24 protein-coding genes and 1 tRNA gene are annotated in these 25,811 nt (G+C 62.3%); 21 read left to right on the top strand and 4 right to left on the bottom strand.

Features of this window, described 5'->3' with window-relative positions; all coding sequences use genetic code 11:
* Positions 1-88: 88 nt before the first annotated feature.
* The 13 genes from VGO04_RS25590 (at position 89) to VGO04_RS25530 (ending at position 14,270) form a co-directional block, all read left to right on the top strand.
* On the top strand, positions 89-3,004 hold the full coding sequence (locus VGO04_RS25590; RefSeq protein WP_327498767.1) for an SPOR domain-containing protein: 2,916 nt from the start codon (positions 89-91) through the stop codon (positions 3,002-3,004).
* Between the two features lie 154 nt (positions 3,005-3,158).
* Entirely contained in the window at positions 3,159-4,175 is a 1,017-nt protein-coding gene (nagZ, locus tag VGO04_RS25585; protein ID WP_327498766.1) for a beta-N-acetylhexosaminidase, read from the top strand.
* 36 nt (positions 4,176-4,211) lie between these two features.
* Entirely contained in the window at positions 4,212-5,078 is an 867-nt protein-coding gene (locus tag VGO04_RS25580; RefSeq protein ID WP_414650600.1) for a segregation and condensation protein A, read from the top strand.
* The gene (gene scpB / locus VGO04_RS25575; RefSeq protein ID WP_327498765.1) at positions 5,071-5,799 is read left to right on the top strand and encodes an SMC-Scp complex subunit ScpB; all 729 of its coding nucleotides are present in this window, start codon (positions 5,071-5,073) and stop codon (positions 5,797-5,799) included. The genes VGO04_RS25580 and scpB overlap by 8 nt, the downstream gene beginning before the upstream one ends.
* Before the next feature lie 82 nt (positions 5,800-5,881).
* Complete coding sequence (locus VGO04_RS25570) at positions 5,882-6,994, top strand: ABC transporter ATP-binding protein (protein ID WP_327498764.1); 1,113 nt, start codon at positions 5,882-5,884, stop codon at positions 6,992-6,994.
* 92 nt (positions 6,995-7,086) lie between these two features.
* Complete coding sequence (locus VGO04_RS25565; protein ID WP_327498763.1) at positions 7,087-7,293, top strand: twin-arginine translocase TatA/TatE family subunit; 207 nt, start codon at positions 7,087-7,089, stop codon at positions 7,291-7,293.
* 74 nt (positions 7,294-7,367) lie between these two features.
* Positions 7,368-8,066, top strand: coding sequence for a Sec-independent protein translocase protein TatB (tatB, locus tag VGO04_RS25560; protein ID WP_327498762.1), 699 nt, complete (start codon positions 7,368-7,370; stop codon positions 8,064-8,066).
* Positions 8,063-8,905 (top strand): twin-arginine translocase subunit TatC, encoded by an 843-nt coding sequence (gene tatC / locus VGO04_RS25555; RefSeq protein WP_327498761.1) that lies wholly within the window; start codon positions 8,063-8,065, stop codon positions 8,903-8,905. The genes tatB and tatC overlap by 4 nt, the downstream gene beginning before the upstream one ends.
* 46 nt (positions 8,906-8,951) lie before the next feature.
* Positions 8,952-10,235, top strand: a complete 1,284-nt coding sequence (serS, locus tag VGO04_RS25550; RefSeq protein WP_327498760.1) for a serine--tRNA ligase — start codon at positions 8,952-8,954, stop codon at positions 10,233-10,235.
* 26 nt (positions 10,236-10,261) lie between these two features.
* On the top strand, positions 10,262-11,029 hold the full coding sequence (gene surE, locus VGO04_RS25545; protein WP_327498759.1) for a 5'/3'-nucleotidase SurE: 768 nt from the start codon (positions 10,262-10,264) through the stop codon (positions 11,027-11,029).
* Positions 11,030-11,683, top strand: a complete 654-nt coding sequence (locus VGO04_RS25540; protein ID WP_327498758.1) for a protein-L-isoaspartate(D-aspartate) O-methyltransferase — start codon at positions 11,030-11,032, stop codon at positions 11,681-11,683.
* Positions 11,684-11,874: 191 nt separating this feature from the next.
* Complete coding sequence (locus tag VGO04_RS25535) at positions 11,875-12,519, top strand: biotin biosynthesis protein BioC (protein WP_327498756.1); 645 nt, start codon at positions 11,875-11,877, stop codon at positions 12,517-12,519.
* A gap of 200 nt (positions 12,520-12,719) precedes the next feature.
* Positions 12,720-14,270 (top strand): peptidoglycan DD-metalloendopeptidase family protein, encoded by a 1,551-nt coding sequence (locus tag VGO04_RS25530; RefSeq protein ID WP_327498755.1) that lies wholly within the window; start codon positions 12,720-12,722, stop codon positions 14,268-14,270.
* Positions 14,271-14,417: 147 nt separating this feature from the next.
* Here the strand turns inward: VGO04_RS25530 and VGO04_RS25525 are convergent, their stop codons facing one another.
* Complete coding sequence (locus VGO04_RS25525) at positions 14,418-15,287, bottom strand: ATP-binding protein (protein ID WP_327498754.1); 870 nt, start codon at positions 15,285-15,287, stop codon at positions 14,418-14,420.
* A 303-nt stretch (positions 15,288-15,590) separates the two neighbouring features.
* Here VGO04_RS25525 and yajC point away from each other — a divergent pair, with 303 nt between their 5' ends.
* From yajC to VGO04_RS25500, 5 genes are all read left to right on the top strand, one after another.
* Positions 15,591-15,926 (top strand): preprotein translocase subunit YajC, encoded by a 336-nt coding sequence (yajC, locus tag VGO04_RS25520; RefSeq protein ID WP_065777914.1) that lies wholly within the window; start codon positions 15,591-15,593, stop codon positions 15,924-15,926.
* A gap of 47 nt (positions 15,927-15,973) precedes the next feature.
* Complete coding sequence (secDF, locus tag VGO04_RS25515; RefSeq protein ID WP_327498753.1) at positions 15,974-18,544, top strand: protein translocase subunit SecDF; 2,571 nt, start codon at positions 15,974-15,976, stop codon at positions 18,542-18,544.
* Between the two features lies 1 nt (position 18,545).
* Entirely contained in the window at positions 18,546-18,932 is a 387-nt protein-coding gene (locus VGO04_RS25510; RefSeq protein WP_327498768.1) for an Mth938-like domain-containing protein, read from the top strand.
* 21 nt (positions 18,933-18,953) lie between these two features.
* Positions 18,954-19,796 carry a phytoene/squalene synthase family protein gene (locus tag VGO04_RS25505; RefSeq protein ID WP_327498752.1) on the top strand — a complete coding sequence of 281 codons (843 nt, stop codon included), beginning with the start codon at positions 18,954-18,956 and terminating at the stop codon, positions 19,794-19,796.
* A 156-nt stretch (positions 19,797-19,952) separates the two neighbouring features.
* Positions 19,953-20,420 carry a hypothetical protein gene (locus VGO04_RS25500; RefSeq protein ID WP_327498751.1) on the top strand — a complete coding sequence of 156 codons (468 nt, stop codon included), beginning with the start codon at positions 19,953-19,955 and terminating at the stop codon, positions 20,418-20,420.
* Between the two features lie 90 nt (positions 20,421-20,510).
* Here the strand turns inward: VGO04_RS25500 and trmFO are convergent, their stop codons facing one another.
* From trmFO to VGO04_RS25485, 3 genes are all read right to left on the bottom strand, one after another.
* A complete protein-coding gene (gene trmFO, locus VGO04_RS25495; protein ID WP_327498750.1) occupies positions 20,511-21,926 on the bottom strand; it encodes a methylenetetrahydrofolate--tRNA-(uracil(54)-C(5))-methyltransferase (FADH(2)-oxidizing) TrmFO in 1,416 nt (471 codons plus the stop codon).
* Positions 21,927-22,026: 100 nt separating this feature from the next.
* Entirely contained in the window at positions 22,027-22,170 is a 144-nt protein-coding gene (locus VGO04_RS25490; RefSeq protein ID WP_064816989.1) for a DUF1127 domain-containing protein, read from the bottom strand.
* Positions 22,171-22,588: 418 nt separating this feature from the next.
* Positions 22,589-22,732 (bottom strand): DUF1127 domain-containing protein, encoded by a 144-nt coding sequence (locus tag VGO04_RS25485; RefSeq protein ID WP_327498749.1) that lies wholly within the window; start codon positions 22,730-22,732, stop codon positions 22,589-22,591.
* Between the two features lie 943 nt (positions 22,733-23,675).
* On the opposite strand from VGO04_RS25485, the gene VGO04_RS25480 reads away from it, so the two are divergent.
* The 3 genes from VGO04_RS25480 to VGO04_RS25470 all read left to right on the top strand — a co-directional run bounded on the left by VGO04_RS25480 (position 23,676) and on the right by VGO04_RS25470 (position 25,635).
* Positions 23,676-24,785 carry a DUF2157 domain-containing protein gene (locus VGO04_RS25480; RefSeq protein WP_327498748.1) on the top strand — a complete coding sequence of 370 codons (1,110 nt, stop codon included), beginning with the start codon at positions 23,676-23,678 and terminating at the stop codon, positions 24,783-24,785.
* Positions 24,782-25,366 carry a GDYXXLXY domain-containing protein gene (locus VGO04_RS25475; protein ID WP_327498747.1) on the top strand — a complete coding sequence of 195 codons (585 nt, stop codon included), beginning with the start codon at positions 24,782-24,784 and terminating at the stop codon, positions 25,364-25,366. The genes VGO04_RS25480 and VGO04_RS25475 overlap by 4 nt, the downstream gene beginning before the upstream one ends.
* A 184-nt stretch (positions 25,367-25,550) precedes the next feature.
* Positions 25,551-25,635: transfer RNA gene (locus tag VGO04_RS25470), tRNA-Leu, on the top strand.
* Positions 25,636-25,811: the final 176 nt, after the last annotated feature.

The raw sequence follows: 25,811 nt of genomic DNA, 5'->3' as shown, positions 1-25,811 counted from the left end.
CTCCGCACCGGAGGAAATGCGATAAGTACTGTCACCATTTTCCCACAATGCACTGGCACAGCGTTACAGGCAATTGTGAGTGGAGAGCATGGCAGACAAACAATTCGCACGAAGCGGGCCGGCTGAATTCGATGTATTGGCAGACGATGATCCGTTGGCCGAACTCGCCCGGATCGTCGGTTACGATGCCCGTCCGGCCGTTCAGCAGTTGCAGGAATTGCAGCGACATCAGGAGGCGGTGCGTCAAGACCCCGCCTTCGATCTCGAAGACGAACTTCTGCGCGCCTTCGACAGCTACGACGCGCCGCGCTCTGAGCCGCAGCCAGCGCCGCTGGCGGTAGAAGAGCCGAGCTTCGAACCGGCGCCATTGGCTATGGAAGAGCCGATGGTGGAGCCGGCATTCGAACCGGTGGCCGAGGTTGTGTTCCAGCACGAAGAGCCAGTGTTCCGTCAACCTGAGCCGGCTGTGCCGCAGCCTGCGTTTCAGGTCGAAGAGGATTATTCGGACGTGCCGTCGTTTTCGGCGACGCACGCAGCGGTCGAGCACACCGACGCAACGCCCATCCAAGACGAGCCGAGCTTTGATCTCGAGCGTGAGCTTGAACTGTCGCTTGGCGAAGCCGACCTCTTGGACGACGGATTCGCCGATGCGCCGGTTGCCGAAGCTCAAGACGTGCCGGCGGATTCCTGGCAGGCGCCCGTAGATCACCAGCCAGCGTCGTGGAACGAGCCCGCCTACGCGGCGGAACCGCTTGCCCTGGACAACGAGCCGAGCTTCGACCTGCCGTCTTTCGACGTGGCCGCCGACGACCACGTCGAAGTTGAGCCCGCGCGGGAAGTGTCTTACGCAAGCGAGACCGTCGTCGCGCAAGCGGAAGATCGAGACGTTGCCGATGACGATCTTCTGGCTGATGTAGAGCGCTTTCCTGTGCCGCCGGCGCCGGCGATCCTGGCCGCTGCCGTTCAATCGCATCCGGCTCTCCATGCGACGACCCAACCTGTTGTCGCGTCGGCATCCGTCGCTGCCGCGCCGGTGAAGAAGAGCCCCTATCCCTTTACCCCGACTTTCAGCCGCGCAACCCCGGTTGCATCTGGATCCGGCGCCAGCCAGCAGCGCGCCTTTGCTGGCCCGTTGGTGCCTTCGGTAGCCCCGGTCGCAGCGGCAGTCGCTGCCCCGGTTGTCGCCCCGACGGCCGTTGTCGCCCCGGCTGCAGCCTTGCCGGTGCCCGAGCGCGCGCTCCCGGCGGCCGAGCCAGAGCATGAGCCGAGCTTCGACATCGAGAACTTCGAGATGGAGCTTTCGGATGCTGCGTTGAACCTCGACCTGTCGGATTTCGACGCGGTTGAGCCGACGGCCGCCGTCATTCCGCAACATCAGGTGCAGCCGGTTTCCGAGCCGACGATCGCGCCGCAACAGAGCGTGGCTGCGCCGCCGGTGCAGGACCCGGTCCGCTACCAGGAAGCCTTCGCAGCACCTGCCGTCGAGCCGCAGGAAGCGCCGATCGAAAGCACCCTGCCTTTCGATCCGTCGATGATTGCAGACGCCGACAACGGCGTGGCGCCGATCGCCGACATGGACGTACCGCAACTGCCGGTGATCGAGACCGAAAAGCCCGTAGCTTATCCCGCGGACTACGATCTCGATATCGACGCAGAAATGGCACAGCTCTTCGGAACGCCGGCTCCTGCGCCCAGGACTGCCCGGCCGACGGCCGTCGACAAGGCTGAGGTAGCGCGCCCCGCACCGGCCGCTGGCGCAGCAGTTGGGGGCGGTTCGCTTGATGATTTCGATGAGTTCGAGAAGGCGATGGAAGAGGACTTCCGCCGCTCGATCGTCGAGCGCAAGACTGTGACGCGGGATGCCGAACGGCTCGCCGCGGTTCAGACCCAGGACGATGCCGGCGAATACCGCGAATACGGCACGGGCCGGCGCTCTCAGCGCGCGATGTTGCTGGCAGCCAGCGTCGCCGGCGTCATCATCCTTGGTGGTGCTGGCGTCTATGCCTGGATGGGCGGGAGCGACGTCGCGACGTCAGCCGAAGGCCCGAAGATCATCCTGGCCGACAAGGCGCCGGTGAAGGTCGTGCCCGAAGAAAAGGGTGGCAAGACCGTGCCGAACCAGGACAAGGCGGTTTACGACCGCGTTGCCGGTGCCCAGGCGGGCGCGCCTCAGCAGGAAGCTCTCGTTTCTTCGACTGAAGAGCCGATGGATGTCGTTCAGAAAACTCTGACGCCGGAGACCTTGCCGCTCGAAGGCAGCGACGACACCGAAACCCTGCAGACGGCTCTGCCCAATGAACAGGACGGTGAACGCCTGCTGCCTGACGACGGCAATGCGGAGACCGCAGCCCAGGACGAAGACAAGACGCCCGCCGTCGCACCGCGCAAGGTGCGCACGATGATCGTCAAGCCGGACGGCACGCTCGTGGCCCGCGAAGAACCGGTTGCCGCACCGGCGACCGAAGTCGCCGGCGTAACGCAGCCGCTGCCCGAGACGCCCTCGAATGACGTTGCGGCTGCCGGCCAGGCATCGGGCAACGTCGACCAGGTCGCACTTGCCGCAACGGGCAACGCCAATATCGAGCAGGTCCCGGTTCGCAGCGTCACGACAACGGCTTCATCCGGTGGCGACAAGGCGCCGACGCCGCAGACCCGCCCGGCAGCACAGCCCGTCGAGAATGCCCGCCCGGCGGAAGAGCAGGCCGCTCTCCCGGCTGAGACGCAACCTGCACAGCAAGTTGCCACCGCATCGGTTCCGGCCGGTGGTTACTTCATCCAGGTCGCTTCGCTGCCGTCCGAAGCGGAGGCGCAGAAGAGCTACAACAGCCTCTCCAGCAAGTTCGGCAATGTCATCGGCGGCCGTGGTGTCGATATCCGCAAGGCCGAAATCGCCGGCAAGGGCACTTACTATCGCGTGCGCATCCCGGCCGGTTCGAAGGAAGAGGCCAACGCACTGTGCTCGAAGTACAAGGGGGCGGGCGGTAGCTGCCTGGTCACCAAGTAAGACATTCCGGCAGACAAAATTGAAGAAGGGCGCGGCTGATGAAGCCGCGCCCTTCGGCTTTTGAGGCCATCATGCACAAATGACCTTGTGCATGAGTGATGCCATGCCGTCTTTGGGCTTTCGCCTTGGCCAGCGTGGGCTCTATGCTGTCTCAATGAGCGAATCAAAAGCATTTATCTCCGGCTGCAAGGGCCTCTCTCTCACCAGCGACGAGCGCGATTTCTTCGCAGCGGAACGTCCCTGGGGCTTCATCCTGTTCGGGCGCAACATCGGCGAGGAGCAGCAGATCTCCGATCTGGTCGCAGCCCTTCGCGACAGCATTGGCAACCCGAATGCCCCGGTTCTCATCGATCAGGAAGGTGGGCGGGTGCAGCGCATTCGGCCGCCGCTGGTCCAGCAGTACCCGAATGGCGCCGCCATCGGCGAAATCTATCGCCGCGACGCCGAGCTGGGCTTGCGGGCTTCATGGCTGATGGGGCGACTTCACGCATTTGATCTGATGCGGTTCGGTATCACCGTCGACTGCCTGCCGGTTCTCGACGTGCCGGTGCCCGGCAGCCATGACGTCATTGGCAATCGCGCCTACGGTCATGATCCCGAAACGGTGACGGCGATCGGTCGCGCCATGGGCGAAGGACTGAAGGCGGGTGGCATGCTTCCGGTGATGAAGCACATGCCAGGCCACGGCCGCACTTTCGTCGATTCACACCACAATCTGCCGGTTGTCAGCGCCTCGTTCGACGAACTGGCTGCCAGCGATTTCCTGCCCTTCGTCGCGATGAAGGATGAGGTGATGGCGATGTCGGCGCATATGGTGTTCACGACCATCGACCCGGAGAACCCGGCGACGACCTCGCCAAAGGTGGTGCAGGAGATCATCCGCGGTCATATTGGTTTTGACGGTCTGCTGATGTCCGACGACGTCTCCATGAACGCGCTTGCCGGCGACATGTCGACCCGCGCGCGCAACATCATTGGCGCAGGACTTGATCTCGTCTTGCATTGTCATGGCATAATGGAGGAAATGAGAGCGGTCGCAGATGTCGTGCCGGTTCTTGCCGGGGAGAGCTTGCGCCGGGCAAGGGCAGCCGAGGCCGCGTTCCGGGCGCCGGATGGTTCGAGCGAGGTCGATTTGCGGGCGGAGTTCAACGGTCTGTTTGCAACGGTTTAGGGCAGGCGCGGCCGGCGGGAAAGGATCGGACTGTCAGTGAGCAATGCGGGCGAAAGACAAGGCAAGCCTGCGTCAAAGGCGCCGATGGAGCCGCTGTGGCAGGATGAAACGGCCGAGCGTGGGTTGCACGAAGAAGCCCTCGTGGTCGACATCGCCGGCTTCGAAGGTCCGCTCGATCTGCTTCTTCATCTGGCACGCAGCCAGCGTGTCGATCTTTCGCGCATTTCCGTGCTGGCACTGGCCGAGCAGTACATCGCCTTTATCGAGCGGGCGCGCAGCATCCGGATAGAGCTTGCAGCCGATTACCTCGTGATGGCGGCGTGGCTCGCCTATCTGAAATCACGACTGCTGATCCCGCAGCAGGCCAAGGACGAAGGGCCTTCCGGCGAGGAGATGGCCTCGGCGCTGGCATTCCGGCTGAAACGCCTGGAAGCGATGCGCGAGGCGGCAACGCGGCTGATCAATCGAAACCGGCTTGGTCGTGACGTCTTTGTCCGAGGCGCTCCGGAGCATATCGTCACGGAGAAGAAATCAGGTTTCGATGCCTCGCTCTACGATCTCTTGAGCGCCTATGCGAGCCTGCGCCAGCGCCAGGCCATTACGCAGGTGACGATCGAGAAGCGCCTTGTCTGGTCGCTCTCCGACGCGCGGCTGATCCTTGCCCGCATGATCGGCGACCTCGACGACTGGACAGCGCTCGATCATTTTCTCGTCCGCTACATGACGACGCCGAAGGAGCGGGCGACCGCTATCGCCAGCTCTTTCGCCGCGTCGCTTGAGATGGTCCGCGAGGGTCGGCTGGAGATCCGACAGGAACAGGCCTTTGCGCCGATTTATCTCAGGCGCGGCCCGAACCCGATCGATGCCGAGACGCTTGCCGACATGGAGGCAGCCCGTGGCTGAAGCCCAGAAATACCTGCCCGGCGTTCCCGACGAGGATGACGAGATCGAAGAGGCGATGCCGGACACGCGCTCCGAACAGGAGGCTGAACGCATCGCGGAAGCATTGGTCTTTGCGTCGGCCCAGCCTGTCTCCGAGGCCTATATCGAAAGCCGTCTGCCGCGCGGGATCGACGTCCACCGGATCATGCTGCGGTTGAAGGCGCTCTATGCGACCCGTGGCGTCAATCTCGTTCAGGTGGCCGACCACTGGGCCTTCCGGACAGCCGCTGACCTTTCCTTCGTCGTTCAGACGGACGAGCCGGAGATCCGCAAGCTCTCCCGTGCCGCCCTCGAAGTTCTCTCGATCATCGCCTATCACCAGCCGGTCACCCGCGCTGAGATTGAGGATATCCGCGGCGTTCAAACCTCGAAAGGCACGCTGGACGTCCTGATGGAGGCGGGCTGGGTGCGGTTCCGCGGCCGCCGGCGCACGCCTGGACGTCCCGTGACCTTCGGTACCACCCGCGACTTTCTCGATCACTTCGGTCTTGAGGAACTGCGCGACCTGCCGGGCATCGAGGAGTTGAAGGGGGCGGGCCTGCTTTCCGGCCGCGTGCCGTCGAACCTCAACATCCCCGTGCCGGTGGGCGAGGATGAGCTTGCCGAGAACGAGGATCCCATCACCCAACTCGACCTGGAGGAGTTGGGGCTCTTGACACCGAAGGGCGAAGAGGCCGATTAGAAAAACCTGATTATAGATATCGGCTTTCCATGGCGCGCGGGTTTTCCGGTTCCGCGCCACTGGTGTCAAGGAATGCAAGAGCATGGTTTCAGAGACGCAGGGCGCCCCCGTCACGACGACACGACGGACAGCCGGCGTATCCTTCGCCGCAAGCCTGACCTTCGACGATATCCATCACAGCTACCATGCGAAGGAAACGATCAAGGGCGTGAGCCTGGCGGCAAAGGCCGGGGAGGTTCTTTGCCTGCTGGGGCCGTCCGGCTCGGGCAAGACCACGCTTTTGCGCATCGCCGCCGGGATCGAGCGACAGAGCGCCGGGCGCCTCATGCTCAATGGCCAGGAGATCTCCGGCCCGTCGGTCTTCCTCCCGCCGGAAAAGCGCGGCGTCGGCCTGATGTTTCAGGATTTCGCGCTGTTTCCCCACATGACGATCCGCGACAATGTTCGCTTCGGCCTGACCGCGCTTCCGAAGAAGGAGGGGCTCGTCCAGGCGGATGCCGCCTTGGAGCGCGTCGGTCTTTCACACTATGCCGATCAGTATCCGCACGTGCTGTCGGGTGGGGAACAACAACGGGTGGCGCTTGCCCGCGCGCTGGCGCCGCGTCCGGCGGTCCTCCTGATGGACGAGCCGTTTTCGGGGCTTGATTCCCGCCTGAAGGATTCGATTCGCGCCGATACGCTTGCCATTCTGCGCGAAACGCGGGCAACGGCGATCGTCGTTACCCATGACGCCGAAGAGGCGATGCGCATGGCAGACCGCATTGCGCTCCTGAAGGACGGACGCCTCGTGCAGGTCGGTACGGCCGACGAGCTCTACCGCCAGCCGAATGACCTCTTTGCCGCCGGGTTCTTCTCGGAAATCAATGTCTTCGACGCCGTGGTTCGAAACGGCCGCGTCGAGACCCCGGTCGGAAGTGTGGCGGCCGGACGCCACGGCGACGGGCAGCGTCTGTCGGTCGCCGTCAGGCTTTCCGGGGTGCGTGTGGGCGAGGGGGACGGCGACATACCTGCCCGCATTCTCTCGCGGCGCTTTATCGGGGTGGTCGAGCTTCTGGAACTCGCGGTACCGCGTTGCGAAGAGGTGGTTCGGGCCCGCATCCGCGCGGACCGTTTGCCGCATGGATTGCGCGATGTAATGCTTTCAGTTAACGAGCGGGATATATTACTGTTTGAAAAAAACGGTTCCGCATCATAGGTTCTGTCGCAACGAAAATGCGTGCCTCGGGTGCGCCTGAAAATTGACATGTGAACGAGCCTAAATCGGGGAAGGCTCAGAGGAGTAAGAGCATGGGTTCCTTTAGCATTTGGCACTGGCTGATCGTCCTGGTCGTGGTGCTGCTCCTGTTCGGTCGCGGCAAGATTCCCGAACTGATGGGCGACGTTGCCAAGGGCATCAAGAATTTCAAGAAGGGCATGAGCGACGAGGAAGCGGCTGCCGCGGACAAGACGCTCGACGGCAAGACCGTTGACCACAAGTCTGACGAAGTTCGCTAACGCTCTGGCGTCGATGAGGCCCGTCCGGTATCGAAACCGGACCGGCTTCAATCCGGGTTTGCAGGACATTTCGCATGCTTGATATCGGCTGGACCGAGCTTGTCGTCATCGCCATCGTTCTCATCGTTGTTGTCGGTCCGAAAGATCTTCCGCCAATGTTGCGGGCTTTCGGTCGCATGACGTCGAAGCTGCGCGGCATGGCGTCGGATTTCCGTCAGCAGTTCGACGAAGCGCTGCGCGAAGCGGATCTCGACGAAGTTCGCAAGACCATCAGCGACGCACAAAGTCTCAACCCGGCCAATGCTCTGAGGGAAGCGATCAACCCGCTTCGCCAGATGGGCAACGACATCAAGGCGGACCTGCAGAAGGCGACGACACCGGATCGACCGGCTTCGACAAGCAGTGTCGAGCCAGTGACTGCGACCGAGCCGGCGGCCGCCGCGCCGGTGGCGGCAGTTGAAGCCAAGCCGTCGGATGCGGTTGCTGCAGCAGCGATCGGATCGGCCAATCGCCAGATGGAGCGGGCAGAGGTGGCGGCAGTGCCGGCCGAAAAGGCCAAGCGCGCGCCAAAGGCCAAGGTCGATGCGGCGCCGGCAGCCAAGAAGAGCGCCGCGGCCACGTCTACGGCTTCCAAATCTGCGGCGCCAAAGACATCTTCAAAGGCGCCCGCAAAGACGGCCGCCGGCAAGAACAAGGCAGCGTCGGTGGCCGGAGAACCGCCCGCCAAGACGACCAAGCCCCGCGCGACTGCGCGCAAGAAAGGTGAAGCATGAGCGGCGAAATCGAGGACCGGCCGCAGCCGCTGATCGAGCATCTGATCGAACTGCGCAGACGCCTGATATGGGCCGTCGGTGCGTTCTTTGTCGCGTTCCTCGTCTGCTTCTACTTCGCCAAGGGCCTGTTCAACCTTCTGGTCCTGCCGTTCAAATGGGCGGTGGGCTGGGCCGGGCTCAACCACCGCAATGTCGAACTGATCTATACGGCGCCGCAGGAATTCTTCTTTACCCAGATCAAGGTGGCGATGTTCGGCGCCCTGGTCATCGCCTTTCCCATGATCGCTGCGCAGATCTACAAGTTCGTGGCCCCGGGCCTCTACAAGAACGAGCGGGCTGCGTTCCTGCCGTTCCTGATTGCTTCGCCGCTGTTGTTCCTGCTCGGCGGCGCCCTGGTCTATTTCTTCTTCACCCCGATGGTGATGTGGTTCTTCCTGGCGATGGAGCAGGGCGGTGGCGAAGGGCAGGTGGCCATTCAGCTGCTGCCGAAAGTCTCGGAATATCTGAGCCTGATCATGTCGCTGGTTTTTGCCTTCGGCCTCGTCTTCCAGCTCCCGGTGATCACCACGCTTCTGGCGCGCGTCGGCTTCGTCACGTCGCAGGGCCTTGCCGAAAAGCGGAAATACGCAATCGTGATCGCCTTCGTGGTTGCCGCCGTTCTTACGCCGCCCGACCCGGTTTCCCAGATCGGCCTTGCGCTGCCAGCGATCCTTCTCTACGAAATTTCGATCTATACGGCGCGACTCATCGAAAGACAGCGGGCAGCGGATGCGCTCAAGGGCGAGGCTGCAGAGTCACAGGAAGGATCTTCCGGAGAGGTCGGCCCTGCCAAGGGCTGAGCATTCGAGATTTCGCGCCGTGACTTGACCAACGCGTGGAACGACAATGCTTGATATCAAATGGATCCGTGAGAATGCCGAGATGCTGGACGCCGCCCTGGCGAAGCGGGGCGCGGAGCCTTTGTCGGCGTCGCTGATCGCCCTCGATGAACGTCGCCGTACGATCCTCCAGGCGCTGCAGGACATGCAGTCGCGCCGCAACGCCGCCTCGAAGGACATCGGCGCGGCAATGGCGCAGAAGAACAGCGAGCTTGCTGAAAAGCTGAAGGCTGAAGTCGCCGAACTCAAGAACGCCATGCCGGCGCTCGAAGACGAAAGCCGCACGGTCGAGGCAGAACTCACTGACGCATTGTCGCGCATCCCGAACGTGCCGCTTGAAGATGTGCCGGTCGGCGAAGACGAGACCGGCAACGTGGTGACGCGTGTCATCGGCAAGAAGCCTAGCTGGAACCATCAGCCGCGCGAGCATTTCGAGGTAGGTGAAGCCCTGGGCCTGATGGACTTTGAGGGGGCTGCCCGCATTTCCGGCTCGCGCTTCACGATCCTGAAGGGCCAGTTGGCCAGGCTTGAACGCGCGCTTGGCCAGTTCATGCTCGATCTGCACACGCAGGAGCACGGCTATACCGAAGTGCAGCCGCCGCTTCTGGTGCGCGACGACGCGATGTATGGCACCGGGCAGCTGCCCAAATTTTCCGAAGACCTCTTCCGTACCACCGATGGTCGCTGGTTGATCCCGACGGCCGAAGTGCCGCTGACAAACATCGTCCGCGAACAGATCCTCGAGGGTGAGAAGCTGCCATTGCGCTTCACCGCTTTGACGCCATCTTTCCGCTCGGAAGCCGGCTCTGCCGGTCGCGACACGCGCGGTATGCTGCGCCAGCACCAGTTCAACAAGGTCGAGCTGGTTTCGATCACCGACGCCGATTCGTCGATTGCGGAGCACGAGCGTATGACCGCTTGCGCAGAAGAAGTGCTGAAGCGTCTCGGTCTGCACTACCGCGTGATGACGCTTTGCACCGGTGACATGGGCTTTGGCGCCCGCAAGACCTACGACCTCGAGGTCTGGTTGCCGGGGCAGGATACGTTCCGCGAAATCTCGTCCTGCTCGGTTTGCGGTGATTTTCAGGCGCGCCGCATGAATGCGCGTTACCGCACCAAGGAGGACAAGGGCACCCGGTTTGTCCACACGCTGAACGGTTCCGGCGTTGCCGTCGGCCGCGCGCTGATCGCGGTCATCGAAAACTACCTGAACGACGACGGCTCGATCTCGGTGCCGGACGTACTGCTGCCGTACATGGGTGGCCTGAAGCGCATCGAAAAGGCCGTTTGAGCAGGCTCAAAGGGAAGGACACCATCATGCGGATTCTGCTGACAAACGATGATGGCATCCACGCGGAAGGCCTGTCGGTGCTTGAAAGGGTCGCCCGGACGATTTCGGACGATGTCTGGGTCGTGGCGCCCGAGGCCGACCAGAGCGGTCTTGCGCATTCGCTGACGCTGTCGGAGCCCTTGCGGCTGAGGCAGATCGCCGAGAAGCGCTTTGCGCTGCGGGGAACGCCGACCGATTGCGTGATCATGGCGGTGCGCAAGGTCCTCGACCGCAAGCCCGATCTGGTTCTTTCGGGCGTCAACATCGGCGCCAACATGGCCGATGACGTAACCTATTCCGGCACCGTCGCCGGCGCCATTGAAGGGACGCTACAGGGGATCCGCTCCATTGCGCTCAGCCAGGCGTATCATCACGCGCTCGGCAAGCCCGTGCCGTGGGACGTGGTGGAGACCCACGCGCCGGGGTTGATCCGGCAGCTGATGACGGTTGACCTGCCTGACGGCACGTTGCTCAACGTCAATTTCCCGAATTGCTCGGCAGATGCGGTCGATGGCACAGAGGTGACGTCGCAGGGCAAGCTCGATTTCGGCCTGTCGATTGACGAGCGCACCGACGGTCGTGGCTTTCCCTATTTCTGGTTGCGGTTCGGCGAACGCCACGGCGATTTCCGCGCCGGGACCGATATTCACGCCTTGCGTGAAAACCGCATCTCCGTAACACCGCTGAAGCTCGACCTGACGGACTACAGCGTTCAGGATCGCTTGGCGCGGGCGCTCAGCGAAGGGGCCCGTTGATTGAGCGCGCGTGTCACGGAACAGGAAGGCTTTGCCAAGATGGTGCTCCGGCTTCGGGCCGAAGGCATCGTCAATCACGATCTGCTGAAGGCTGTCGAACAGACGCCGCGCAGCCATTTCGCACCACCGCAGTATCAGGCCGATGCCTATTCGCAGCGCACGATCCCGCTCGAATGCGGTTCGTTCATGGAGGGGTACGATTTTGCAGTACGCCTGTTGCACTGCCTGAACCTCAAGGCCAGCCAACGCATCCTCGAAGTCGGAACCGGCAGCGGGTTTACGGCCGCTGTGATGGGCCGCGTGGCCGAGCGCGTGCTGACGATCGACCGCTACCAGACCCTGGTGACCTCGGCACAGAAGAACCTGGAAAAGGCGGGTGTTCGCAATGTCATCGTCCGGCATGCGGACGGTAGCGCCGGTGTGCCGGGCGAGGGCACCTTCGACCGCATCCTGATCACGGCCGCTTTCAACAGCTTGCCGCGCATGTTCTCGGATCATCTCGTATCCGGCGGAACGCTGGTCGTCCCGATCATGATGAGCGAGACCCACTGCCGGATCGTCCGCGTCAACCGGACGGGCAGCCGCTTCGACCGCGAAGATCTGTTCGATGCGCCTTACCTGTCGATCGTCCCGCAACTCGCTTCATTCCTGTAGTCCTCGTTCTCGGCGCTGAACCGGCGCCGTCGCCGTCCCTGCTGTTCGTATTAACGAATTCTTAATTGTCTCCAGCCTCGCGCAAGCTTCGCGCCATACGCCTGACGTGCGCGGATTAGGTTCTGCCCGCGAGTCGTCGCTCTTTGGCGGCGTGGGCAGTCGCCTTACCGTGAGGTAGACGGAGACGGCACATGCAGATCGCAAACAGGCTGACGGCTGCGGCATCGGGCGACGGGCTGAATAACCTCGCAGGGCGTGGTTCCGCTCCGGCGAACGTCGCTGGCAAGGACGAGCAGGCCGCTCAGGCGCTGGCTGCAACCTTCTTCGATCCAACGCCACGCATCGCGCTTTCCGCCGATGCCTTGCTCTATCTGAGCCAGACGCGGAAGGCTGCGGAAGGGCAACCACCGCTGACGCGCGACGAGTGGAACAATCGGCTGTCGCCGCAACTGGCTTCGCGCGAATACCAGGCCTTCGGGAAGTATCTGGAAAGCGGCGACCATCAGGCCTACTACAAGAACTTCATCGACTACTACGACGGCCTTCGAGCCGAGGATCAAGACAGCCTGCGCTACTTCGGGACGCGCGAGGCCGCCGTCGCCGGTCTGCGGTCGCTTGAATATGAGCAGGCGAGTGGCGCAGACGGACAGGCGGCGTTTCAAACGCTGGTGAGCGCGCTGCTCGACGAAGACAAGACGGCGCAATCCGAAACCCTCGCGCATCCTCCGGGGCGCCAGATCTTCGCTTGGGATCTGACGAGCATCAGCTATGAAGAGGAGCAGCCGGAGCGGCGCGCCGTGTCCGAAATCGAGCGCCTCTATGCGGAGTCGTTTTAGCGGCCGCTGGTAAACCCAAGGCCGGTGTAACGGCCGGCACCCTCGCTACATTGCACCCGATCGGGTCTGGTGACAGACCGCGAACCTATGGTTAGCATTTGGTCAAATTAGTCCTTTGGGGGTGCCAACCTTAACCGGCCGGTAACTCTAATACGCTTTAATAATCCCACATCGAGTTGCGTTCGGAGTGGGTAAGCGTCATGCGTAAGTTTGTATCTCCCGGGGTTGGAAAATCGACGATCCGCCTGTGCGTGGCGGTTCTGCTAGCAGGCGTAGCAACGGGCTGCAGCTCGGATGCCAGCCGGTTTGACGGGTTGTTTTCCCGATCCGACAACATCACCACAAACTCAATTCCCCGAGACGCAACGCCGGTCCCGCGTGGCGATGTGGCTGTCGGCCAGATGGCGGCGCCTGCGGATACCCGCAACGGGGCCCTCGGTCAGCCCTATCCGGCCGCAAACGGCCAGGGTGCCTATGACCCGGTAAATACCGCATCCACGCCCGTTTCCAACGCTCGCGTTGCCTCGACGCCGATTTCGGTTCAGCGCACGACACTCGCTGACCCGAGTGCCGCCGCACATCAGCGTGCAGAAGCCCAACCATTCCCGGCGGCGCGCCAGCAAGCCTCCCTCGCAACGCAACAGGTCCAGCCTGCAGCGGTGAGGGAAGCGGCAAGCAAGAACGGTTGGACGACGCAGAATGCGCCGACGATCATGGTTCGCCCTGGCGACACCGTTGCCGTGCTCTCCAACCGCTTCGGAGTTCCCGAAAAGGAAATCCTGAAGGCGAACGGCCTACAGTCCGCAGCGCAGGTCGAAACCGGCCAGCGTCTCATCATTCCGACCTTCGGCAACGCTGGCAGCGCTGCGAAAGCAGCCGCCACCAATTCGATTGCCGATCTCGATGGCAACAAGCGCCAACCGTCGCCACTCCCGACGGATCAACGCGACGTCGCGATCCTGCCCGGCTCGGCTCAGTCCCGTGCAAAGGGTGAGGGCAAGACCGATGTGGTCGCCGGCAAGCCGGCAACGAACGGTGAAGGCAGTGCTGCTGGAACCTACACCGTGAAGCCCGGCGACTCCCTCAACCGCATCGCAAAGACGACCGGTGTACCGGTCGCCGCTCTCAAGCAGGCGAACGGTCTGACGGCCGAATCGATCCGCGTCGGCCAGACACTGAAGCTGCCGGGTGCCGCCGGTGCCACGCCGGATCCGGTCAAGACGGCTTCCGTTCCGGTCAAGAAGGCCGAGCAGCAGGTCGCTTCGCTCGACAAGAACAAACCGGCCGAATACCAGGCGCCGGTCGCCAAGCAGAGCGTTACCGAGGTCGCCAGCAAGACGCCGGATGTCGATGAAGACTCGCCGAAGTCGACCGGTATCAGCAAGTATCGTTGGCCCGTGCGCGGCGCCGTGGTTGCCGGTTACGGCGCGAACGTCGATGGCAATCGCAACGACGGCATCAACATCTCGGTTCCCGAGGGCACGCCGATCAAGGCAGCCGAAAACGGCGTCGTCATCTACTCGGGCAGCAGCCTGAAGGAGCTTGGCAACGCGGTCCTCGTCCGCCATGACGACGGCACGGTCACGGTCTACGGCAACGCTTCCGAGCTCAAGGTTCAGCGCGGCCAGAAGGTTCAGCGTGGCCAGACGCTCGCAGCTTCCGGCATGACCGGTCGCGCCAGCCAGCCGCAGGTTCACTTCGAAGTGCGCAAGAACGCCACCGCCGTAAACCCGGCGACCTTCCTCGAATAGTTAGGCATGGCTATTCCCGCCGACCGGATGCGATGGCGGGGATGGGCGGAAACCAAGCCTTTACAACGCCGCCTGTCCCTTTGGACGGGCGGCGTTTTCGTCATTTCGGTTGTTTCCCAGGTTTGTTCAGCGGCGGGCAGCGGGTGATCATGCCTCGAGCTTGTGGCGCAGCCGGCCGGCAAGGTCCTGGATGAACTGCCAGGCGACGCGGCCGGATCTCGCGCCGCGGGTCGTCGCCCATTCGAGCGCTTCTGCGTGCAATGTTTCGGTGTCGGCGGTAAAGCCGTAGTGCTTGGCGTAGCCGTCGATCATGGCCAGGTAGTCGTCCTGGCTGCACTTGTGGAAACCGAGCCATAGGCCGAAGCGGTCCGAAAGCGATACCTTTTCCTCGACGGCTTCCGAGGGATTGATCGCTGTCGACTGTTCGTTCTCCATCATGTGCCGTGGCAGCAGGTGGCGCCGGTTCGAGGTCGCGTAGAGCAGGACGTTGGATGGCCGACCCTCGACGCCGCCGTCGAGCACCGCCTTCAGTGATTTGTAAGACGTATCGTCATGATCGAAGGAGAGGTCGTCGCAAAAGACGATCACCGGCACCGGCGCCTTCTTCAGGATGTCCATGAGCGCGGGCAGGGTGGCGATATCCTCGCGGTGCACCTCCACGAGCTTGACCGCAACGCCGGTATCGCGTGCCACCTGTGCGTGCACGGATTTCACCAGCGAGGACTTGCCCATGCCGCGTGCGCCCCAGAGAAGCACGTTGTTGGCCGGGAACCCCTCGGCAAAGCGCAGCGTGTTGTCGAGAAGGATATCTCGAACATGATCGACCCCGGTAATCAGCGAGAGTTCGATGCGGTTCGGCCGCGCGACCGGCTGCAGGTGATGGTTCGCCGGCGCCCAGACAAAGCACTCCGCGGCACCCCAGTCGTTGGTAGCGGCGGCCGGTCCTGCCATGCGTTCGATCGCCGCGGAAAGCTTCTGCATTTCCCTGATGAGAACGTCGATCTTTGCTTCTGGCATCTGTCTCTCTCCACTAACTGAATCAGTCGTTTGGCGGTGCCTCGATGATTCGACGCGGCACCGCGAAAGTGTTTACCGTAACCGCCTGGCGGCCGTGCCCCCACCATAAACCCGGTAGCACGCAGGTTTGCGCTGGAAAAGGCCACCGAGGCCCGTACGGGGGGTTCTCCTATTGTGCAATTTGTGTCAGAGGCACAGGAACGGGTACGGGTGCCCGCGGCTTTGCAATGCGGCCGGGCGTCCCTATATTCCGGCCGATTTGGCGCGGAGGAACCGCCGATATTTGAACTCAAGGAGTGATCGATGTTCATTACCGAAGCTTTTGCGCAGACAGCGGGCGCCCCTTCCGCCGGCGGCGCGGACATTCTCATGTCCATCCTGCCTTTCCTGCTGATTTTTGTTGTTATGTATTTCCTGATCATCCGTCCGCAGCGCGCACAGATGAAGCGCCGCGAGGAGCTCTTGAAGAACATCCGCCGCGGTGATCAGGTCGTGACGGGCGGCGGCATCGTCGGCAAGGTTACGAAGGTTGTCGACGACAGCGAACTGGAAGTCGAAATTGCCGAAGGCGTGAAGATCCGCGTTGTTCGCGGCGGCGTTTCCGAAGTTCGCGTCAAAGGCGAGCCTGTGAAAGAATAAGGGCCAACGGAAGCCACCACCGGCCGAACAACTGGAGCGTTTGAGGCATGCGCAGATTACCGCCGTTGAAACGTATCCTGGTCTGGTTGGTGGCTCTCGCCGGCATCGCTTTCGCCTTGCCGAATGCCCTGACACGCGAGGAGGCGGCCGGACTGCCGTCCTGGATGCCTCATCGCCAGGTGGAGCTCGGTCTCGATCTGCAGGGAGGCTCGCATCTCATGCTGCGCGCCGCGCGCAGCGATATCCTTGCGGCACGGCTTGAAGCGGTGACGAACGAAGTCGGCAAGGCGCTGCGCGATGCCGACATCGCCTATATCGGCCTTTCCGGTGAAGGACAAGTGATCACGTTCAGGGTCCGGGACCGTACCCAGCTCTCGGCCGCCCGCGAGCGACTGAAGCCGCTGACAGCGCCCGTCGATGTCGGTGGATTTGCTTCCGAACCTGTCTCCGAAGTCGTGTTCGACAGTGCAGAACCGGACGAGCTCGTCCGACTTCGCCTGACCGACGAGGGCATAGACTATCGGCTTTCGCTGGCTCTCGCACAATCTGTCGACGTGGTCCGCCGGCGTGTCGCCGAGGTCGGCGCGGTTGACCCGTTGATCCAGCGGCGCGGTGACGACCGGCTGATCGTCCAGGTGCCGGGGCTTGGCGATCCGCAGCGACTGAAGGACCTGCTCAGTCAGCGCGCGAGCCTGACCTTCCGGCTCATCGATACGTCGATGCCCATTCAGCGCGCCGTCGAAGGCCAGCCACCCGCGGGCACAGAAGTTCTTTATTCCTTTGACGACCCGCCAGTGCCCTATCTCGTCGAAAAGGCGCCGCTGCTTGAAGCAGCTAACTTCGTCGCCGCTCAGCCGGAACCGGATCCAGCGGCTGAGAATGCGTCGGTCATCATCAAAATCGATGCGGCGGGGCAGGAGCGGGTCGCAGCCATCGCAGCGCAACAGCCCGACAGGGACGTTGCGATCGTTCTTGACGGCCAAGTCGTTGCTACGCCCAAGTTGTCGGATGCGATCAAGGGCGACACCGCGCGCATTTCCGCGGACTTGCCGGCTGAAGGCGCCGCCGACCTTTCGGCTCTCGTAAGGACAGGGCCGCTTCCGACGCCGCTGACGTTCGTCGAGGAGAGGACCGTCGGGCCGGGCGTGGGCGGTGACGCGATTGCCGATGGTCTCACAGCGGGCCTTGTCGCGGCGATCGCCGTTGCTGCTTCGATGATCTTCTTCTACGGCGTCTTCGGCGTCTTTGCCGTCATCGCACTCGCCTTGAACATCATTCTGATCATCGCGGTTCTGTCCGTTTCCGGTGCGACGCTGACTCTGCCGGGCATCGCCGGCATCATCCTGACGATCGGCGTTGCAGTTGACTCGAGCGTGTTGATCTATGAGCGCCTTCGTGAAGAGGTCCGCGGCACCGTACCCTTGCGGCGAACGATCAATGATGCCTTTTCGCGCGTCTTCAGCAGCATCTTCGATGCCAACCTGACGATGCTGATTGCCAGCTGCATCCTGTTCTATCTCGGTTCGGGGCCGGTACGCGGCTTCGCGATCACGCTTGCGATCGGCAGTGTGACGACGCTCTTCACCGCCTATACGGTGACGCGCCTGATCGTGAAGCGCTGGCTCCGGCACTGGAAATCCGAGCGCCTGCCCAAGGGCATCCGCACCGGGCGCTTCAGCGATCTCGACATCCGTTTCATGCGGATCCGCAACCCGGTGTTCATCCTGATGGCCGCGCTGTCGCTCGCCTCCGTGTTGCTTCTCGCGGGCATCGGGCTCAATCTCGGCGTGGATTTCAAGGGCGGCTCGATCATCGAGCTGCATTCGAAGGCTGGACCGGTCAACGTTGCCGACCTTCGCGCACGCCTCGACGAGTTGAATTTCGGCGAAGTCCAGGTTCAGCAATTGGGTGCTGGCGAAGACGTGCTGGTGCGCGTGCCGTCGCAGGAAGCAGGCGACAATGCCGAGCAGACTGCTGCCGGTGTGATCCGTACAGAGCTGGCCGACGAATATGAGTTCCGTCGCTTCGAGGTGGTCGGGCCGGTCGTCTCGGGTGAACTGACGCGCGCAGGTACGATCGGTCTTGCGATTTCGTTCCTGGCGATCCTGGCCTACGTCTGGCTGCGCTTCGAGTGGCGCTTTGCCGTCGGCGCGATCATCGCGACGCTGCACGACGTCTTGCTGACGATCGGTTTCCTCGTTCTGACCGGAATCGAATTCAATCTCGGCAGCGTTGCGGCGGTCCTGACCATCGTAGGCTACTCGCTGAACGACACGGTCGTCATCTACGACCGCATTCGCGAGAACCTCGGCCGCTACCGGCGCATGCCGCTGTCGGTGCTGATCGATACGTCGATCAACCAGACGCTCTCACGCACGATCCTGACGGCGCTGACGACTATCCTGGCACTTGCGGCGCTCTATCTGTTCGGTGGCGGGCTTATCCGCGCATTCAGTATCACGATGCTCTTCGGCGTCTTCGTCGGAACGATATCGTCTATCTACATCGCCGGGCCGATTCTCATCCTCTTCAGGAAGCGGACCGACCATATACCAGGAGACGAGAGCGCGTCCGGGGCAGACCGGGGCGCTCACAGCGCGGCAAAGGGTGCTGTTTGAAATGCCTAAGGGAATTGAAATTCGCGAAGCACACTTTCCGGGCCGCGCGCCGATCGACGCCTACGGCAATGGCGGGTTTCGCTTCGCAGACATGTCGCATCGCGGCTCGATCCTCATGCTGCCTTCGGGCGTCTATGCATGGGACGTTGAAGAGGGTGACCCGGTGACGGTCGAAAGCTTGCGCAAGGTTCTCGACGAGGCGCAAGACATCGAGGTGTTGCTGGTGGGCACTGGAAAGGACATCCGTCCCTTGCCTTTGGATGTGAAGACAGCTCTGCGTGGCGCCAATATTTCCTCGGATCCCATGAGCACCGGAGCGGCCGTGCGGACCTACAACGTGATGCTGGCCGAATCGCGAGCCGTCGCCGTCGCGCTGATCGCTGTCTGATCGGATTTCGGGGAAATCGACGTGCAAGACAATACCGCCCAGATCCTGGCCGACCTCAGGGATACGGATCGCGACCGCTACCTCGCATGCCTGCTTGCGCCGACCGACAAGCAGCGCGCGCTTGCCGCCCTTTTCGCCTTCAATGGGGAACTCGCGCGCATCCGCGATCTGGTGCGTGAGCCGCTGCCGGGTGAGATCCGCATGCAATGGTGGCGCGAGCTCATCGGCAATGCCGCGGCGACCGGAGAAGGGCATCCGCTTGCAGAGACGCTGCTTCAGTGCATTCGCGAGCATCGGTTGCCGGTTTCCGTGTTCGAGAACATGATTGATGCCCGGATCTTCGACCTCTACGACGATCCGATGGAAGACCGGTCAGCGCTCGAAGGTTATGCCGGGGAGACGGCTTCCGCCTTAATCCAGCTGTCGTGTCTGATCCTCGACCCGCAGAACGCAGCGAAATCGGCTGAGGCTGCCGGTCATGCCGGCGTCGCGCAGACGGTTGCCGGCCTGCTGATGCTGTTGCCGATGCACCTGAGGCGCGGCCAGGTCTATCTGCCGGCGGATCTGCTACGTGCGACCGGCCTCGATCGCGAGACCCTTATTGCCCGCGAAAACAGCGCCGCGATAACACAGGCCATACGGGCCTTCGCGGGATTCGGTCGCGATCACCTCGCCAAGGCACGGGCGCAGGCGGCGACCATCTCGCCTTTGAATATTCCGGCCTTCGTGCCGCTTGCACTCGCGGAGCCGATTTTTGACCGTGCCGAGGCGGTTGGTGCAGGGCTGCTGCAGAAGCCTATTCGCCCGGCGCAATGGCGGCGGCAATGGTGGATGTGGCGGGCCAGCCGACGCCGCCAGTTCTGACGCGAGGCTGTCGGCGGAAATAGGCCGCCCCGCCTAACCGATGAACCATGGGCCCTCGGCGGCGGCGGGCTTGAAGCGACGTCAAATTGGCACAAGCCTCGCGGCGTATAGATCGGCTTTATCGGCGTCACGCCGAGCGAAGGGGAGCGCCTGCGGATGCTTTGGTTATTGCTCATCGCCGTCATCGTTCTGGCCGGCGTATTCTACATGCGGATGAACGCGCGCGCGGAACGGGATTGGGACAATCCCGACGCGGGCTCGGCGATGGTGGAATTCGGACGCGCCTTTCCCGATGAGGCGATCCGCGCGCTGCATTCGACGGCCGATCGGAAGGCAATTTTTCTGAGGCTGCATGACGGCAAGGCGGGCTTCATCCAGTCTCACGGCACGCACTATGTCTGCCACGTGATCCAACCGGGCAAGGTCAGGGTCAACAGCTCCGAAACCGGGCGCGGCCTGATCGTTCATTTCCCGGATTTTGCCTACCTCGACAATGACTTCGAGTTTCAAGGCGCTGGAGAGGCGGCCGAAGTTTCGCTCTGGTTGCTTGGCAGCTTCAGCCCGAAATCGGAGTTCGTCCAGCCTGCTTCCGAGCCGTCGCAGCCGGCACAGGCAACCGAATAGCGCAGCCAATCTTCCCCGATCAAACGACAAGACCCGCTTGCGTAGCCGCAGGCGGGTCTTGTCGTTTTCGTCCTTGCATCAGGCCTGCCGTCAGGCGTTGGCCAGCCAGTCGGCACAGTCGGCCAGCGCGCGCGAAGCGGTAGCCTGCTTTTTGGCGGCCGCCTTTTCCTTGCCGCGGAAGCGCTTGGCGCCTTCGGGCTTGGTGATTGCCCCGGCCTCGAGCGGCGGGAACAGGCCGAAGTTGACGTTCATCGGCTGGAACGAGCGCTTGCCCGGCTCATCGTCGGAAACGATGTGTCCGCCGGTGATGTGATTGAGCAGGGCGCCGAAGGCGGTCGTCGCCGGCGGTGCGCGCAGCGTCTCGCCCTTGCGCTCGGCGGCCGCAAACCGGCCGGCCAGAAGGCCGATGCTGGCGCTCTCGACATAGCCCTCGCAGCCGGTGATCTGTCCGGCGAAGCGCAGGCCCGGACGCGACTTCAGCGTCAGCGTTCCGTCGAGCAGCGTCGGCGAGTTGATGTAGGTGTTGCGGTGCAGGCCGCCGAGACGCGCGAATTCGGCGTTCTCGAGGCCGGGGATCATGCGAAAGACTTCGGCCTGGGCGCCGTATTTCAGCTTCGTCTGGAAGCCGACCATGTTGTAGAGCGTCCCGAGCGCATTGTCCTGGCGCAGCTGTACGACCGCGTAGGGCTTGACGGTGGGGTTATGGGCGTTGGTAAGGCCCATCGGCTTCATGGGCCCATGGCGCAGCGTCTCGCGGCCGCGTTCTGCCATGACCTCGATCGGCAGGCAGCCGTCGAAATAGGGCGTGCCTTCCCATTCCTTGAAGCCAGTCTTGTCGCCGGCAACCAGTGCGTCGATGAAGGCGTTGTACTGCTCTTCGGTCATCGGGCAGTTGATGTAGTCCTTGCCGGTGCCACCGGGGCCGACCTTGTCGTAGCGGGACTGGAACCAGCAGATGTCCATATCGATCGTCTCGGTGTAGACGATCGGGGCGATGGCATCGAAGAAGGCGAGCGCATCAGCGCCGGTTTCCTGGCGAATTGCTTCGGCAAGGTCGGGTGCCGTCAGCGGGCCGGTCGCAATAACGGCAAGATCCCATTCCTGCGGCGGCAGGCCGGAGATTTCTTCGCGCACGACGGTGATCAACGGATGGGCGGCGATGGCGGCACTGACAGCGTCGGAAAACCCGTCGCGGTCGACGGCAAGCGCGCCACCGGCGGGCACCTGGTTGGCATCGGCCGATTTCATGATCAGCGAGCCGGCGAGGCGCATTTCTGCGTGCAGCACGCCCACAGCGTTGCTGGTTGCATCATCGGAACGGAATGAGTTGGAACAGACGAGTTCCGCAAGGCCGTCGGTCTTGTGCGCATCGGTGCCGCGAACGCCACGCATCTCGTGCAGGATGACCGGCACGCCTGCCTCGGCGATCTGCCAGGCGGCTTCCGATCCGGCAAGGCCACCGCCGATGACGTGAATGGGGGAGTGGGAAGAAGTGTCTTTGCTCATGGCCGGCTTCCTATCACGCCTCGGCCCTTCGTTCCAACGTCTATAAACGAAAACGGCGCCCTTGAGGCGCCGTCTTGGAAGTCTTGGTCGTTCGTTCCGATTAACGGAAGGAACGGGCCGCAATGTTGCGGATGTCGTAGCGGGTGATGCCGATGTCATTGAGAGCGTGGTTCGACAGGTTGCCAAGCTCGCTGACGGTGCGGCGGTAGTTGATCCAGCTTTTTGCGATGCGAATCGGGTTCATGGTCTTTTCCTCAAATCAGGTTGTCGCGACAGCCATCTGTCTGCGTCGTTGAGGTTCTTATACGCTTGTCTAATTAGAAGGTGGAGTGCAAAGAAAATGCAGCTGCTATGCATTTGTGCAGTGCATCGCCGCATAGATGGGCATTTGCGGACCGGAGCTGCAAAACGCGGCAGCGATTAACGTTTGATTGAAATGCGGCGGGTGTACGGTAACCTGTTGCGCGCTAACGGTTTTCGAGGAACTGCCGAGGTTTGCTCGGCGATCGATTCGGAATGCGGGGCATGCGGTGAGCCGCGGCCACAATCGAAGCATCTCGCAAGTGCGAAGGCGCCAGTCCAGAGGCCAAAAGAAAACGCCCCCCGGAATGAACCGGAGGGCGTTGACTGGAGGTCGGTCACGCCCGAAGGCGTAGCCTGAATTACTTGATCGCCTGACGAGCAACGTAGGGAATGTCGCTGCGGCCGATGCCGAGGTCGCTCAGCTCACGGTCGCTCATGCGGCCGAGCTCGTTGCAGGTCTGACGATACTTGCGCCAATTGTTGAAAGAGCGTGCGAGGTTCATGATCCTATCCTTTCTAGGGTCGTGTGCCAGCGCTTAATCTCTCTTGCTGGCCGTCATCTGATGTCCCGGAATATAATCGTTTTGAGCAGAAGTTACAGAGATAATGCTGCATCGCACCCATGCAGCGCATGCAAGTCTTGCGGAGCTGAGCTCAGGCCTATGCCAGCGAGAAGACGCGGCAAGGCGACGTCTGCTTCGAGCGAATGGCTGAGGTGTGTGGTGCGAAAAATGTAGGCCGAAAACAGACAACGCCCGCTGGGGGAGGAGATCCAGCGAGCGTCGTTTTATTCTGATCGGCAACCGGGAGGAGGAGTGTCGCCGATCCAAATCGAGGGGCGCTGGGAGGAGGAGTGCGCCGCCCCGATCGATGAGTTGAATATAGTATGCAGGCGGATCGAAGGGTAGCGCGGATACTGAATGGCACCCATGCGTAGAATGCATGGCTACCTGCGCCCGCAGCTACGGATTGCACGAATATTGTGCAGCCGTGCATTTTTTGAGTGAAGGTTCGAAGGGGGCTTTGGAAAAGAACAACGCCCGCTGGGGGAGGAGGTCCAGCGGGCGTCATTTAGGGTGATTGGCAACTGGGAGGAGGAGTGTTGCCAATCTGATCGGAAGAGCGCTGGGAGGAGGAGTGCGCTCGTCCGAATTGTCTCAGGCTTCTGCCCGGGCCTTTCCCAGCGAGCTGGAGCGGTTGGCCAGTTCCGCTGGCGATCGTCTGGCTTGCTGCCTTCGTTCGCCTTTGATGATTTGAATATAGGGTCTTTAAATCGATTTGTGCAGTGCAATATCCGCATGGAAGATATGCGCAATGTGCAAGCCGATTATCAGATCCCGTCGACACCGGCGAAAGCGCCCACGGAGCGATTGTCTTTCCGCGCCGATACGTGATTAGTTGGTGGCGAAACGGTGCAATTTCAAGCATGGGATTCGGGGAACCAAGATGTACCGCGCGCGTCTTGAGCGAGACTTCAAGAGCTGGATCGACAAGGGACTGCTGCAGGAGAGCGCGGCACGCGCCATGCTGTCGGAGTATGACGGTCGGGAATCGACCTTCCGGGCCGGACGCGTCCTTCTGATCCTGGCTGCGCTGCTTTTGTCGGCGTCGATCTTCCTTCTCGTCGCAGCCAATTGGGAAGCGTTGCCGCGGCTCGCAAGAGTGGCGGGCATCGTTGCCTTGGTCTGGGGTTTCCACTTTGCGGCTGCCTGGCTTTTCCGCGTCGAACGGAGCGGGCTTGCCGCGGCGGCGCTGGTGATCGGAACGGCAGCCTTTGGAGGCGGCATCGCGCTGATCGGGCAGATGTACCACCTGTCGGGCGACGCGGCAGACGCTGCTCTTTTATGGTTTGCCGGTGCGTGCATCTCGGCCGTGGCGTTCCGGTCCGCAGCGATGTCGGCGGCCGCCGGCGGGCTCGCCTGGTTCTACTTCGCAACTGCGCTTACCGAGAGCGGCTTCAACCCGACCTCGGACTGGCGTCTTTGGTCCGTGCCGGCGCTCGCGGTCATTGTCGTCCTTCTGGTCCGTTTCACGAATGCCGGCAGAGCGCGCCATCTTGCCTATCTGCTCTTCCTGTCCTGGCTCGCCTGGCTTTATGTCGATAGTCCGTCGCTCGCTTTCGCTGGCGGCCTCGCCGTATCCGGTCTTGTCGCCTTCCTGGCCGCCGCCTTGCCAGGCTCGCCGCTTCGCCCGATTGCGATGGAGGCCGGCTCGGCGCCGGCGTTTTATTCCTTTGCACTGACCTTGCTCGGTTTCACCGCGTTTCAATATGAAGCGGCTGGGCTGGCAACGGAGGTTGCGACGGGCGCAGGCACGTTGCTGGTGGCCCTTCTTGGCATCGCAGTTGCCGGGGCGCAGAACGGCGCCGTGCGTTATCTCGGCTATATCGCCTTTGCCGGCGAGCTTCTCTATCTCGCCTTCGAAACCCTTGGCTCGATGCTGGGCACATCGGGTTTCTTCCTGATTTCGGGATTGGTGGTCGCGGGTATCGCCTGGCTCGTCATTCGCATCGAAGGACACATGGCGCGCACGCGCCACAAGGAGGCTCCGCAATGAGCGCCGCGCCAAAGGCCCGCTGGCTGAACCCGCTGCTCGCGGCCCTTTTCGTTGCGGGTGCGCAGACTGCGGCGCTCGGCTATATGATCCAGGGCAGGGCGTCGATCCTCAGAAACGGCCGGGACGTTCTCTTGAAGACCGTGCCGGTCGACCCGCGCGACCTGCTGCGGGGCGATTATGTGATCCTGAGCTACGACATTTCGAGGCTGACGCCGGAACTGTTCAAGGGCGATCTTCCGGCCGACGCCGAAGAAACGCAGCTCTATGTCCGGCTCGAAAAGCAACTCGATGGTTTCTGGACGGCATCGGAAGCCTCGTTCCAGCCGCTGCCGGCTGCCGGCGACAGCGTCGTCCTTCGCTCCCTTCCATTTTCCTACTATCCGTCATCGCCGCCGACGTCCGTCAACGTCAAGTACGGTATCGAGCGGTTCTATGTGCCGGAAGGCGAGGGACCGACTTTGGAGGAAGCGCGCAATGCCGAAGCGCTTTCCGTCAATATCCGCGTCGATGCAGCTGGCAAGGCGCAGATCCGGGAGATCGCGGTCAATGGAAGCCCGGTCTATGAAGAACCCCTCTACTGAGGTTCGTCAGCCAGACTTCGATCCGTCGTGGAATTCCGCATTTTCCCTTTGATCCCGCCAAAACGAGTGATATAGAGACGCCGCGCTCGGGAAAGCCCTGAACTTTCAGCACGCCCATTCTATCCGCGGTATTTCCGTTGGTTGGTCTTGCGGGAATACGAACAGGCGGTGCGATTGTCTGAACGCGGGTATGGTGAAATTGGTAGACACGCCAGATTTAGGTTCTGGTGCCGAAAGGCGTGGGAGTTCAAGTCTCTCTACCCGCACCAGATCAGCAATCGCGCCCAAAGTCCGGATTCTGCAAGGATGAAGGGGGCTGGAGTGCCATTTTGCTTGCAAAACGGTTACGGAATTGCGTAAAGCCACTCCCGGCAAATGGATCGGCTCACGTGCTCGCCAGACCTTTCGAAGGGGAAGAGCACAGTCAACGTGAAATGAAGGTTTG

The organism is Ensifer sp. (assembly GCF_035999185.1).
In the GTDB taxonomy this organism is placed as follows: Bacteria; Pseudomonadota; Alphaproteobacteria; order Rhizobiales; family Rhizobiaceae; genus Ensifer.
This window is presented reverse-complemented; position numbering and strand designations above follow the sequence as displayed.